General features: G+C 73.1%; 10 protein-coding genes and 1 rRNA gene. 5 read left to right on the top strand and 6 right to left on the bottom strand.

Annotated features, from left to right (window positions below):
• Positions 1-187 precede the first annotated feature (187 nt).
• The 5 genes from ABZ457_RS08040 to mtnA all read right to left on the bottom strand — a co-directional run bounded on the left by ABZ457_RS08040 (position 188) and on the right by mtnA (position 6,684).
• Positions 188-943 carry a ComF family protein gene (locus tag ABZ457_RS08040; protein WP_359155127.1) on the bottom strand — a complete coding sequence of 252 codons (756 nt, stop codon included), beginning with the start codon at positions 941-943 and terminating at the stop codon, positions 188-190.
• An 80-nt stretch (positions 944-1,023) separates the two neighbouring features.
• Positions 1,024-2,772, bottom strand: a complete 1,749-nt coding sequence (locus tag ABZ457_RS08045) for an LpqB family beta-propeller domain-containing protein (protein ID WP_359155167.1) — start codon at positions 2,770-2,772, stop codon at positions 1,024-1,026.
• Between the two features lie 82 nt (positions 2,773-2,854).
• Positions 2,855-4,843 (bottom strand): MtrAB system histidine kinase MtrB, encoded by a 1,989-nt coding sequence (mtrB, locus tag ABZ457_RS08050; protein WP_359155129.1) that lies wholly within the window; start codon positions 4,841-4,843, stop codon positions 2,855-2,857.
• A 1-nt stretch (position 4,844) separates the two neighbouring features.
• Positions 4,845-5,534 (bottom strand): two-component system response regulator MtrA, encoded by a 690-nt coding sequence (gene mtrA / locus ABZ457_RS08055; RefSeq protein WP_359155132.1) that lies wholly within the window; start codon positions 5,532-5,534, stop codon positions 4,845-4,847.
• 4 nt (positions 5,535-5,538) lie between these two features.
• Complete coding sequence (gene mtnA / locus ABZ457_RS08060; protein WP_359155134.1) at positions 5,539-6,684, bottom strand: S-methyl-5-thioribose-1-phosphate isomerase; 1,146 nt, start codon at positions 6,682-6,684, stop codon at positions 5,539-5,541.
• Positions 6,685-6,866: 182 nt separating this feature from the next.
• Between mtnA and ABZ457_RS08065 the strand changes: the two genes are divergently transcribed.
• From ABZ457_RS08065 to ABZ457_RS08085, 5 genes are read left to right on the top strand one after another with little or no spacing between them, the layout of a single operon-like run.
• Positions 6,867-8,093, top strand: a complete 1,227-nt coding sequence (locus ABZ457_RS08065; protein ID WP_359155136.1) for a glycerophosphoryl diester phosphodiesterase membrane domain-containing protein — start codon at positions 6,867-6,869, stop codon at positions 8,091-8,093.
• A gap of 4 nt (positions 8,094-8,097) precedes the next feature.
• Positions 8,098-8,781 carry a DUF4129 domain-containing protein gene (locus ABZ457_RS08070; protein WP_359155138.1) on the top strand — a complete coding sequence of 228 codons (684 nt, stop codon included), beginning with the start codon at positions 8,098-8,100 and terminating at the stop codon, positions 8,779-8,781.
• The gene (locus ABZ457_RS08075) at positions 8,778-10,010 is read left to right on the top strand and encodes a DUF4350 domain-containing protein (protein ID WP_359155140.1); all 1,233 of its coding nucleotides are present in this window, start codon (positions 8,778-8,780) and stop codon (positions 10,008-10,010) included. Before ABZ457_RS08070 ends, ABZ457_RS08075 begins: the two co-directional genes overlap by 4 nt.
• Entirely contained in the window at positions 10,007-10,990 is a 984-nt protein-coding gene (locus ABZ457_RS08080; protein WP_359155142.1) for a MoxR family ATPase, read from the top strand. Before ABZ457_RS08075 ends, ABZ457_RS08080 begins: the two co-directional genes overlap by 4 nt.
• A 7-nt stretch (positions 10,991-10,997) precedes the next feature.
• A complete protein-coding gene (locus ABZ457_RS08085) occupies positions 10,998-12,308 on the top strand; it encodes a DUF58 domain-containing protein (protein ID WP_359155144.1) in 1,311 nt (436 codons plus the stop codon).
• A 101-nt stretch (positions 12,309-12,409) separates the two neighbouring features.
• Here the strand turns inward: ABZ457_RS08085 and rrf are convergent.
• Positions 12,410-12,501 (bottom strand): 5S ribosomal RNA (gene rrf, locus ABZ457_RS08090); the annotation flags it as partial.

The raw sequence follows: 12,501 nt of genomic DNA on the forward strand, positions 1-12,501 counted from the left end.
TCCTCTGTCCCGTATCCCGTGCGGGAAACATCGGAACCGTGCGGCGAGGTCCGGTATCAGCCGTGCCTACAACCGAACATAGCTCGCTGCGGCCGATCTCGGCACCCGCTACCCGAAGGTACCTCCGATCAGGGGTTTTTGCCCTTCTACCACCTGCAACGTTGCGAGTTCCGCGTCAGTTCCGGGTTTATTTCGAGAACGGCTCGGAATGAGCCACGACGGCCGCGCTCAACCGTGCGAATCCCGGGCCCGGTGACCGCGACGATCCGGCCGCCTGCGCGGCACTCAGTGCCCGTGCCGCCTCGGCGAGGGAGGCCCCGGTCGTGATCAGGTCGTCCACCAGGACGACCGCCGCGCCCGCCCACAGCGCCTCGGCTCCCCGGCGCACCCCCAGGGCCCCGGAGACGTTGGTGAGCCGCTCGGGGCCCGTCAGCTCCGCCTGGTCGGCCACCGGGCGGTTCTGGCGCAGCACCGGCAGGACCCGCGCGGGAAGCCCGGACCGGCGCAGGTCCGAGGCCGCGGCCAGGGCGATCCGGCGCGTGGCGTCGTGCCCCCGCGCGGCGACCGCCCGGCGCGCGGACGGCACCGGCACCAGGACCAGCCCCTCGGCGACCCCGCCCGGCCCCGGGCGGCCCGTGTCCGGATCAGGTCGCGGGAGACCGGCCCGCACCGCTCCGGCCAGTGCCCGGCCGAGCGGCCCCGCCAGCCCCGTCGCGCCACGCTCCTTGTGCGCGATCAGCACGGCCCGCACCGCCTCGCCGTAGACCGCCGCCGCGTGCACCGGCGGCAGCCCCCTCGGCGCGGGCTCGGGACGCACCCGCCGGGGCGCCTCCCCGTACAGCACACCCCCGCACGCGGGGCACAGCCGCGTACGCCACCGGCCGCAGCCCGCGCAGTCGACCGGCAGGACCAGACCGGAGAGCTCCCGCCACCACCCGCGCACCCCTCCACGGTGGCAGCCCGCCACCGGCCGGCCAACCCCTGTGGAAAACCCCCCGGAGGGCCACCCCCGCGGACCAGGCCCTAGCCCGGGTACACGGGCGAGGAGCCCTCCTTGACCAGCGTCTGCCAGTTCGCCCCGGCGGGCAGTCGCACGATGCCGTCCTCCGCCGAGAACGCCACCAGCGGCTTGCTCTCGTCGTCGGAGGCGGCCACGGCCCGCACCTGGTTGAGACCCGGCAGCAGGGCGCTGGGGGTCGTGGAGCCGTCGGTCTGGATGTAGCGCACCTGCTGCACCCCGCCGGACTCCTTGCCGACGACGACCAGCCTGCTCGGCCCCGCCCAGGAGACCGCGGTGACCGTCTCCATCTGGGGCGCGGCCGGACGCAGCTCGGTGACCGTCACCACCGGGTCGTCGGCGGGTCCCTGCCGCTCCACCCGGCCGATCTTCAGCGTCGTCCTGCCGTCCTTGGTCAGCAGCAGCGCGATGCGCACCCCGTCCGCCGAGACCCGCAGCGCCTCGATACGGGCGCCGTCGAGACCGGGCACGATCCGGACGTCCTGCGGGGTGTCCTCGCCGTCCGGGACCCGCATCAGCGCCGGATTCTCCGGGTCGCGGTCGGCCACCCAGAGGTCGCCCCGGCCGTCCCAGCTCGGCGCGGACAGCCGGTTCGCGGCGCTCGCACCCCGGCTGTGGACGACCTCGCCCTTCAGCTCGGAGCCGTTGACGATCGAGGACACATACAGGGAGGCGGCGTTCCGGGACACGGCGGCGGCGGTCCGCTCGTCACGGGAGACCGCGACGCTGCCCATCGGCAGCGAACCGTCGCCGAAGGGACCGGGCACGTTCCGCGGCTCGGTGCTCTCCGCGGCGCCGCTCTCCAGCAGCGCCAGGCGGTGCTCCTTGTCGACGAAGTACTGGTTGTCCGGGCTGCCGACCGCGTGGTCGGGCGCGTACTCCTTGGCCTGGCCGCTGCTCAGCACACAGAGCTGGGAGCCGTCGCGCCGCTGGAGCTCCACCTGCTCCACACGGGACGAGGAGAGGTCCTTGAGCGTGAACAGGATCTGGGCGGCCATCCTCGTGCACTGGGAACGGCCCACCCCCGAGGCCCGCTCGTTCAGCGGCACCTTGAGGACGTTCCGGTCGTCGAAGGTCAGCGACCGGGTGCCGCCCTTGAGTGCCGTACCGGTCGGGAAGCGGGACTCCACCACGGGCTTCAGCCAGTTCGTGGGGCCCTCCAGCAGCGCGGACACGGCCTGGGTGACGGGGTCCTGCCTGGTCACCGGGTCCTGGCGCTGACGGATGTAGACGGGGTCGGCGACCATCACGCTCCGCCCCGAGGCGAAGTAGTACTTGTTCACCGAGACGTAGTTGCGCTCGAAGTCCGAGGCGCCCAGCAGCAGGCCCGGCGGCAGGCTGTCGATCCGCCACTCCCCGTCCTTGCCCTGCTGGGAGAGGTGGATGGTCCGGCGGTAGTCGGACGGCGTGACCGGCTGGTAGGCGCGCTGCGCGTCGACCGCCGCTATCTGCCGGCCCAGCAGGGGATAGCTCATCCCCGGCTTGTCCCGGCCGCCCAGGATCGGCACGCCCGGGTCCGGCGCGGCCGCAAGGACCGTGGTGCTCGCCTCGGGCCGCCAGCGCTTGGAGGTCTCCGGGGCGAGATAGGAGCGGGCCGTGGCGAAGTTGGAGTCGTCGCTGGTCATGGCCTCCAGGAAGCCGGTGACGATCTCGTCCGGGGTGGCTCCCTTGCGCGGCTGGACGGCGTACACCCGCACCTGCGAGTCGCCGCGCTGGGATGCCTTCACCGGGTGCACGTCACCGCTGTCGGGCATGGACGCGCAGCCGGCGAGGACCACGGCGCCGCAGCCGAGCAGCGCCGAGGCACGCAGCACCCGCACGCGCCCCCTTCGTCGGTCAGCGCCCACGGCCCGTGTCCTCCCGCTCCGGTGAAACCTGCTCGGCGGGCCGGTCGGCCCGCTCCCCCACGGGCCGCGCCACGACCCTCGCACCGCTGCCGGGCAGGGCCGTCGGGTCGACCCCGACGGGCGCCGCGCCGCGCTGCTGCGCGGGCAGCCGCGAGAACTCCGCCGCCGACTGAACGGGCACCGACGTCATCCGCTGCCCGTTCGCCGGTGGCTCACCCGACGAGCGGGCACGCTCCCGGTTCTGCCGCGAGTCCTCGGGCTCCAGCGGTATCGGCGATCCGCGCAGCGGCTCGTCCGCCGTGCGCGGCAGCGTCAGGCGGAACTGCGAACCGCCGCCCGGCTCGCCCCACGCCTGCAGCCAGCCGCCGTGCAGCCGGGCGTCCTCCACGGCGATGGAGAGACCCAGGCCCGTGCCGCCCGTGGTGCGGGCGCGCGCGGGGTCCGCCCGCCAGAAGCGGCTGAACACCCGGGTCGCCTCGCCGGGCTTCAGGCCCACGCCGTAGTCGCGCACCGCGACGGCCACGGCGCCGCCGGCGACCGCCATGCGCACCACGACGTCCTTGCCCTCGCCGTGCTCCACGGCGTTGACCACCAGGTTCCGCAGGACGCGCTCCACCCGCCGGGCGTCGGCCTCCGCGACCACGGGCTGCTCGTCGCCCATCACCAGGATCCGCGAGCCCTTCCGCTCGGCCAGCGGCTCGGCGCCGCCGATGACCCGCCGCACGACCTCGCGCAGGTCTATCGGCTCGGCCTCCAGGGCCGCGGCGCCCGCGTCGAACCGGCTGATCTCCAGCAGGTCCGCGAGCAGCGACTCGAAGCGGTCCAGCTGGTCGCCGAGGAGTTCCGCGGACCGGGCCGTGACCGGGTCGAAGTCGCTGCGGGCCTCGTGGATCACATCGGCCGCCATGCGCACCGTCGTCAGCGGGGTGCGCAGCTCGTGCGAGACGTCGGAGACGAAGCGGCGCTGCATCCGCGAGAGCTCCTCCAGCTGCTGGATCTTCAGCTGGAGGTTCTGCGCCATCTTGTTGAACGCCTCGCCGAGGCGTGCGATGTCGTCCTCTCCGGTGACCTTCATCCGCTCCTGGAGGCGGCCCGCCGCGAGCCGCTCGGCGATGCCGGCGGCCATCCGCACCGGAGTGACGACCTGCCGGACCACCAGCCAGGCGATCGCGCCCAGCAGGGCGACGACGAACAGGCCGGCGGTGGCGAGGGTGCCCCTGACCAGGTTGAGCGACTGCTCCTCCTGAGCGAGCGGGAACAGGTAGTACAGCTCGTAGGGCTTGCCCTCGATGTCGTTCAGCCGGGTGCCGACGACGAGGCCCGGCTCCGTGTCGGCAGCGTCGTTCCAGTACCGGATGCTGACATACGTCTCGTAGGTGCCGCTGCCCTGGCCGACCGCGTCCCGCAGGTCCTGGGGGATGGACGCGGGGTCCACGAGGCCGGAGGTGCGGGGGGCGCGGCCGGTGCCCTCGCGCTCGGAGTCGGCGCTGAGGGCAACCACGTTGTACGAGCCCTGACCGCCGCTGGCGAGCTGCACGACCAAGTCGGAACGCCAGGAGTTGGCGTTCCTGCCGCCCGTCGGCGAGCCGTCCTGGCCCGCGGGGCCGACCGGCGCGTTGGCCTGCTCCTGCGCCACGGCGAAGCCGCCCGCCGCCTGGCTCTGCGCCGCCTTGCTCTTGGCGTCGAGGAGGCCGTTGCGGACCTGCCCGATCACCACGAAGCCCAGCAGCAGCACCACGCCGAGGGACATCAGCAGGGTGGTGGCGACCACCCTGAGCTGGATGTTGCGCCGCCACAGGCGGACCGCGGCCAGCAGGGGCCGCCGCAGCCAGCGCATGAAGAGCCTGGGTATCGGCCCGCTGGGCGCACCGTCCTGGAGCAGACGGCCGAATCGCGCGGGCTTTCGCCCCGGTCCGGCAGCCCGCCCCGTACGGACTCCCGGCTCGCCGGGCTTCGGAGCAACGCTGCCACCGGACATATCAGCTCGGTCCCGCCTTGTAACCGACGCCCCGCACGGTCACCACGATCTCCGGCCGCTCGGGGTCCTTCTCGACCTTGGAGCGCAGCCGCTGCACATGGACGTTGACCAGCCGGGTGTCCGCCGCGTGCCGGTACCCCCACACCTGCTCCAAGAGCACCTCACGGGTGAACACCTGCCACGGCTTGCGCGCCAGCGCGACCAGCAGGTCGAACTCCAGCGGCGTCAGCGCGATGGACTGGCCGTCCCGCTTCACCGAGTGACCGGCCACGTCGATGACCAGGTCACCGATGGTCAGCTGCTCCGGCGCTGGCTCCTCCGACCTCCGCAGCCGGGCCCGGATCCGGGCGACCAGCTCCTTCGGCTTGAACGGCTTCACGATGTAGTCGTCGGCCCCGGACTCGAGCCCGACCACCACGTCCACGGTGTCACTCTTGGCGGTGAGCATCACGATCGGCACACCGGACTCGGCCCTGATCAGACGGCACACCTCGATGCCGTCCCGCCCGGGGAGCATCAGATCGAGGAGCACCAGGTCCGGCTTGGTGTCCCGGAAGGCGGCCAGCGCCTTGTCGCCGTCCGCCACGAACGACGGCTCGAAACCCTCACCACGCAGCACAATGCCGAGCATCTCGGCCAGTGCGGTGTCGTCGTCGACGACAAGGACTCGTCCCTTCATAATCGACATCATCCCATTAGCTAATCGTTACCTGTCGTGACCTGGCACACAGCTCCGCGATTCCGCCTCCGGTGACCGGCGAAAGGACCCCCTCCTCGGTGACGATCGCGGTCACGAGTTCGGGAGGGGTCACGTCGAACGCGGGGTTGTACGCCTGCGTCCCCAGGGGTGCCACGGACACCCCACCACCGACCTGGCCATCCGTGACCGCCCGAGGGGGTGTGAGCTCGGTCACTTCGCTGCCCGGACGCTGCTCCACCTCGATCGCGGCCCCGTCCGGTGTGGCCGCGTCCAGGGTCGTCGTCGGGGCCACGACGACGAACGGCACATGGTGGTACCGGGCGAGCACCGCGAGCGGGTAGCTGCCCACCTTGTTGGCCACGGACCCGTCGGCAGCGATCCGGTCCGCCCCGATGAGGACCGCGTCGACCTCCCCCGAGGCGAACAGGGACCCGGCGGCGTTGTCGGTCAGCAGGCTGTACGCCATCCCGTTCCGGGCCGCCTCGTACGCGGTGAGCCGGGCTCCCTGGAGCAGGGGCCGCGTCTCGTCCACCCAGAGGCGGCGCAGCTCACCGGCCCGGTGGGCGGCCAGCGCGACGGCGAAGGCGGTGCCGTCGCCGCCGGAGACCAGCGCACCGGTGTTGCAGTGGGTCAGGATCCGGTGCCCACCGCCCGGAAGCAGCTCCTCCAGCAGCGCCAGGCCGTGCTCCGCCATCCGCCGGCTCGCCTCCGCGTCCGCCCGGTGCAGTTCCCGCGCGGCGGCCAGCGCGGCCTCGGCGGCCCGGTCGTGGCCCGTGCCCGCGGCCAGGGACTGCCGGTAGGCGCCGGCCGCCAGCCGGACCCCGTGCCCCAGGTTCACGGCGGTGGGCCGCGCGTGCTCCAGCAGTGCGGCCGCCTCGTCGACGTCGAAGCCCCGGGCCGCGGCGAGAGCGACGCCGTAGGCGCCCACGATCCCCAGCAGCGGCGCCCCGCGGACGGCGAGGCTCTGGATCGCGCCGACCAGCGCCGGCACATCCGTGCAGACCAGCTCCACCTCCTCGGCCGGGAGCCGCGTCTGGTCGAGAAGCACCAGGACCGGGCCCTCCGGCGGCTCGTCCCAGCGCAGGACCGCGAGCCGCGGCGGCACCTTCCCAGCAGTGATCTGTACGCCCTGATCAGCCATTCGACCAGTCTGCCCGGTGGGGCTCCGACAATGAAGGGACCGTGGGGACACCGGGCCCCGCCCGCCTCCCCCGGCCTCGTGGCACGATGGGCGCCAACCAGCCGCCCTTCCGGGTGGACGCACACCGTGAACGTGCCGGGCACCAGCGCCGGTACCGCGGCCGATCCATGAGGTGGACCACCGTGAACGACACTCCGGGCTGGGCCTCGCCCGGGTCGGCTCCCTCCGACGGGCAGAACCCCTCCGGCGGACAGAACCCTGGCGTCCCGCACCCCGCCGCACCCGCCGACGGTCCCTCCCCGAAGTGGTCCAAGGAGCAGCCGCCCCCGGGGCAGTGGTCCGCGCCCGGTCCCCGGCAGGTCCCCAGCCGCCCCGCGCACGGGTGGGGCGGGGCACCGGGCGGCGGCTGGGGAGGCCCGCCGCCGGCCGCCAAGCCGGGAGTGATCCCTCTGCGGCCCCTCGGTGTCGGCGAGATCCTCGACGGCGCCGTGTCGACGCTGCGGCTGCACTGGCGCACGATCCTGGCCGTCACCGTCACCGTCTCGGTGATCGCCCAGATCGCCGCCATCCTCGCGGAGCGCTACCTGGTGCCCGCCCCGCCGGAGATCGACCCCGACGCCTCCCCGGAGGAGGCGCTGCGCCAGTCCTTCGAGTCCCTGCAGGCCACCCTGATCGGCATGGGTCCGGCCATGCTGATCACGATGATCGGCACGCTCTTCACCACGGCGCTGCTCACCGTGGTGATCAGCCGCTCGGTGCTGGGCCGCCCGGTCACGCTGCCCGAGGCGTGGCGCGAGGCCCGGCCCCGGTTGCCGCTGCTCCTCGGCGTGATCTTCCTCCTCCCCGTCGGTTCCGCCGCGATCATGACGATCGGCATGCTGCCGGGCGTGCTCCTGGGCGGAGTCGGCGGAGCGCTGCTCGTCGTGCTCGGCGCCGTCGCGGCCTTCGTCGTCGTGCTGTGGCTGCTGGTGCGCTTCGCACTCGCCGCGCCCGCTCTGGTGCTGGAGCGGCAGGGTGTCTTCGCCTCCCTCCGCCGTTCGGCCAAGCTGGTGCAGGGCTCCTGGTGGCGGGTCTTCGGCATCACGGCGCTGACCCTGCTGCTGACGCTGCTGGTGAGCATGGTCATCGCGATTCCGTTCACGATCGCCGCCTTCGCCGTGGACGGCATCAGCCTCAGTGACTTCCTCGGCGACTCGTCCCCGGAGTTCGGCTGGAGCTTCCAGATCGTCACCGGCATCGGTTCCGTCATCGCCTCCTCGGTGACCTACCCGATCTCGGCGGGGGTCGCCGCGCTGCTCTACGTCGACCAGCGCATCCGCCGCGAGGCACTCGACCTCGAACTCGCCCGCGCCGCCAGCGTCCCGGGGTACGGCACCGACTCCCGCGGCGCCCGCGCCACCGGAGGCTGATGCGGTGCTGCGGGCGGGGGGACCGAGGGCGACGGCCGAGCTGATCGTCCGGGGTGAGGTGCCGGTGGACACTCCGCGTGTCCCGGCACGGGAGGCGGCGGAGCGGGAACTCTCCGACCCGGTGTACCGGGAGCACGAGCCCAACCTGCTCCAGCGGGCCATCGACGCCTTCTGGGACTGGGTGACCGGCCTCTTCGACGGCTTCTCGGGCGGGCCCGGGGGCCCGGCCGGCCTCGTCGTCATCGTGCTGGTCGTCGTCGCCCTGGGCGCCGCCCTGTGGTGGCGCCTGGGCAAACCCCAGCGGACCCCGCCCGCCCCGGACTCCCTGTTCGCCGACGGCCCCCGCAGCGCCGCCGAGCACCGGGCGGCGGCCGAGGAGCACGCGGCGGCCGGCCAGTGGAACCAGGCCGTCCAGGAGCGCCTGCGCGCCGTCGTCCGCGCTCTCGAGGAACGTGCCCTGCTCACCCCCCGCCCCGGTCGCACCGCCGACGAGGCCGCTGCCGAAGCGGGACGCGCGCTGCCCCAGCACGCCGACGGACTCCGCACCGGCGCCCGGGCCTTCGACGACGTCACATACGGTGGCCGCAGCGCCGATCGCGGGATGTACGAGCGCCTGCGCGACGTGGACCTCGCGATCGAACGGACCAAGCCCTCCCTGGAGACCACGGCACCGGGAGAGCCCGTATGACGACCACCTCCCCCACTTCCCTGTCCCCCACCGGACGCCAGGTGTGGACCCGGACCCGCGGCCTGCTCGCCGTGCTCGCCCTGCTGGTCGTCGCCGGCATCACCATCGCCGCGCTGCAGTCGGGCGGCCGGCACGGCCGGCTCGATCCCCGGTCCGTGGACCCGACCGGGAGCCGCGCGGTGGCCGAGTTGCTGAAGCGGGAGGGCGTCGCCGTCCGCCCGGTCACCTCGCTGCCGCAGGCCACGGCCGCCGCCGGACCCGATGCCACGCTTCTGGTCACGGACCCGAATCTCCTCAGCGAACCCCAACTCCGCGAACTGCGCGCCACGATGTCGGCGACCGCGGGACGCACCGTCCTGCTGTCCCCCGACGCCATCGCCCTGGACGTCCTGGCCCCGGACGTGGACACCGACGCCCCGGCACGGGTCGCGCCCAGGGATCCGCAGTGCTCCTACCCGGCCGCCCGGCGAGCCGGCGACGCCGACCTCGGCGGCGAGCGCTACCGCACCGATCTGACCGGTGCCGACGCCTGCTACCCGAGCGGCGGACTGCCGACGCTCCTGCGGCTGGACAACACCAGCGGCGGTGGCGACACCGTCCTGCTCGGTGCGCCGAATCTCCTCTACAACGACAGACTGGACGAACACGGAAACGCCTCCCTGGCTCTCCAACTTCTCGGTTCACGAAACGAACTGATCTGGTACATCCCCTCGCTCAGCGACACCTCCGTGAGCGAGGAACCCCGCGGCGACGGAGGCGACGGCGACCCGGCCGGCGACGCCGGCGCGAGCGGCGAGAGCACCTTCCTCGACCTCGTCCCCGAGGGCTGGATCTGGGGGACCCTCCAACTCACCGTCGCCGCCGTGCTGGCCGCCGTCTGGCGCGGCCGGCGCCTCGGCCCCCTCGTGACGGAACGTCTGCCGGTGGCCGTCCGCGCCTCCGAGGCAACCGAGGGGCGTTCCCGGCTCTACCGGAAGACCAACGCCCGGGACCGGGCCGCCTCTTCGCTGCGCACCGCCTCACGCACCCGGCTGGGCCCACTGCTCGGCGTCGCCCCCTCCGACGTCCACTCCGCCGAGAAGCTGCTCCCCGCGCTCTCCGCCCTCCTTCCCGACGCCGGACGCGACTTCCACGCCCTGCTCTTCGGCCCCGCCCCGGACGACGACCTCTCCCTGATCAACCTGGCAGACCAACTCGACGCCCTCGAAAGAGAGGTACGCACCCCATGAGCGCCCCGACCCCCGAGACCACCGAGCAGGCGGACCGCGCCAGGGACTCGCTGGAAGCCCTGCGCGCCGAGATCGCCAAGGCAGTGGTCGGCCAGGACCCCGCCGTCACCGGTCTCGTCGTCGCACTGCTCTGCCGCGGCCACGTCCTGCTCGAAGGCGTCCCGGGTGCCGCCAAGACACTCCTCGTCCGCGCCCTCGCCGCCTCCCTCGAACTCGACACCAAGCGCGTCCAGTTCACCCCCGATCTGATGCCCAGTGATGTCACCGGGTCTCTCGTCTACGACACGCACACCTCCGAGTTCTCCTTTCAGCAGGGACCCGTCTTCACCAACCTCCTGCTCGCCGACGAGATCAACCGCACCCCTCCCAAGACGCAGTCGGCCCTGCTGGAGGCGATGGAGGAACGACAGGTCACCGTCGACGGCTCACCCCGCCTGCTTCCCGAGCCCTTCCTCGTCGCCGCGACACAGAACCCCGTGGAGTACGAGGGCACTTACCCCCTGCCCGAGGCGCAGCTCGACCGCTTTCTTCTCAAGCTCACCGTCCCGTTGCCCTCGCGCGAGGACGAGATCAGCGTCCTGACCCGTCACGCGCAGGGCTTCAACCCCCGCGACCTCGACGCCGCGGGCATACGCCCGGTGGCCGGCACCTCCGACCTGGAGGCCGCCCGCGCCGCCGTCGCCTCGACCTCGGTGTCACCCGAGATCGCCGGCTACGTCGTCGACGTCTGCCGTGCCACCCGCGAATCCCCGTCCCTCACCCTGGGCGCGTCTCCCCGTGGCGCCACCGCCCTGCTCTCCACCGCCCGGGCCTGGGCCTGGCTCACCGGCAGGGACTACGTCATCCCCGACGATGTGAAGGCCCTTGCCCTCCCCACACTGCGCCACCGCCTGCAACTCCGGCCCGAGGCGGAGATGGAGGGAGTCACGACCGACTCCGTCATCACCGCGATCCTCGCCCACGTCCCCGTACCCCGCTGAGGCACTGATGGCCCTCACCGGACGCACCGCACTCCTCGCCGCGATCGGCACCCTGCCCGTCGGTATCCTCGCCCCCAGCTGGACGGGGATGCTCGCGGTCAACGCGCCCCTCACAATCGCCATCCTGTGCGACTACGCCCTCGCCGCGCCAGTGCGAACGCTCCGTTTCACCCGATCCGGTGATACATCAGTTCGACTCGGTGACGATGCCGCTGTCCAACTGACCGTCACCAACTCCTCCCCCCGCCCGCTGCGCGCCGATGTACGGGACGCCTGGCCGCCGAGCAGCTGGCCGACCGGCACCGAACTCACGGCGTCGAGGCAGCGCGTACGCGTCCCCTCGGGCGAGCGCCGCGTGATGACGACCGTGCTGACGCCGACCCGCCGCGGGGACCGGCACGCCGAGCAGGTCACCGTCCGCTCCTACGGTCCGCTCGGGCTCGCCGCCCGCCAGGGGCGTCACCGGGTCCCGTGGACCGTCCGGGTCCTGCCACCCTTCACCAGCCGCAAGCACCTGCCGTCCCGGTTGGCCCGGCTGCGTGAACTGGACGGCCGCACCAGCGTTCTGACCCGGGGCCGGGGAACCGAGTTCGACAGTCTCCGCGACTACGTGCCCGGGGACGACACCCGCTCCATCGACTGGCGGGCCACCGCGCGCCGGACGACGGTCGCGGTCCGCACCTGGCGACCGGAGCGGGACCGGCACATCCTCATGGTCCTGGACACCGGCCGCACCTCGGCGGGACGGGTCGGCGACGTCCCCCGGCTCGACGCGGCGATGGACGCCGCGCTGCTCCTGGCCGCGCTGTCCGCCCGCGCGGGCGACCGCTCGGGACTGCTGGCCTACGACCGACGGGTCAGGGCTCACGTCCCGGCCCGCTCGGCCCGCGAGACCCTCCCTGCCATGGTCGACGCGATGGCGCCCCTGGAGGCCGCGCTCGTGGAGACGGACACCCGTGGGCTCAGCGCCTCGGCGCTCAAGAACGCCCCGAAGGGGTCCCTGATCGTCCTCTTCACGAGCCTGGACACGGCACCGATCGAAGAGGGCCTGCTTCCGGTCCTTCCGCAGCTCACGCGTCGGCACACGGTCGTCGTGGCCTCGGTGGCGGATCCCCGTGTGGCCGAGATGGCGCAGGCGCGGGGCAGCATCGAGAACGTCTACGACGCGGCCGCCGGCACCCGGGCCCAGGCGGAACGCCGCCGTACCGCGGAGCAGTTGCAGCGCCACGGCGTGGTCGTCGTCGACTCGGTCCCGGACCGGCTCGCCCCCGACCTGGCCGACGCCTATCTGACGCTCAAGGCGACGGGCCGGCTCTGACATTTCTCTGCCGGCCCCTCCCCGAGGAGCCGTGAACGCAAAAAGGGCCTCGCCCTCCGGAGAATTCCTTCTCCAGGGGGCGGGGCCCTTTTCCAATGATTGTTCGGCGGTGTCCTACTCTCCCACAGGGTCCCCCCTGCAGTACCATCGGCGCTGAAAGGCTTAGCTTCCGGGTTCGGAATGTAACCGGGCG

The sequence above is a fragment of the Streptomyces sp. NPDC005805 genome (assembly GCF_040630445.1).
GTDB lineage: Bacteria > Actinomycetota > Actinomycetes > Streptomycetales > Streptomycetaceae > Streptomyces.

Excerpts from the sequence above, each read along its gene's own strand:
- ABZ457_RS08080 (WP_359155142.1), top strand. The coding sequence starts at position 10,007 with ATGAGCGCCCCGACCCCCGAGACCACCGAGCAGGCGGACCGCGCCAGG.
- ABZ457_RS08045 (WP_359155167.1), bottom strand. The coding sequence starts at position 2,772 with ATGCCCGACAGCGGTGACGTGCACCCGGTGAAGGCATCCCAGCGCGGC.
- ABZ457_RS08075 (WP_359155140.1), top strand. The coding sequence starts at position 8,778 with ATGACGACCACCTCCCCCACTTCCCTGTCCCCCACCGGACGCCAGGTG.
- ABZ457_RS08085 (WP_359155144.1), top strand. The coding sequence starts at position 10,998 with ATGGCCCTCACCGGACGCACCGCACTCCTCGCCGCGATCGGCACCCTG.
- mtnA (WP_359155134.1), bottom strand. The coding sequence starts at position 6,684 with ATGGCTGATCAGGGCGTACAGATCACTGCTGGGAAGGTGCCGCCGCGG.
- mtrB (WP_359155129.1), bottom strand. The coding sequence starts at position 4,843 with ATGTCCGGTGGCAGCGTTGCTCCGAAGCCCGGCGAGCCGGGAGTCCGT.
- mtrA (WP_359155132.1), bottom strand. The coding sequence starts at position 5,534 with ATGATGTCGATTATGAAGGGACGAGTCCTTGTCGTCGACGACGACACC.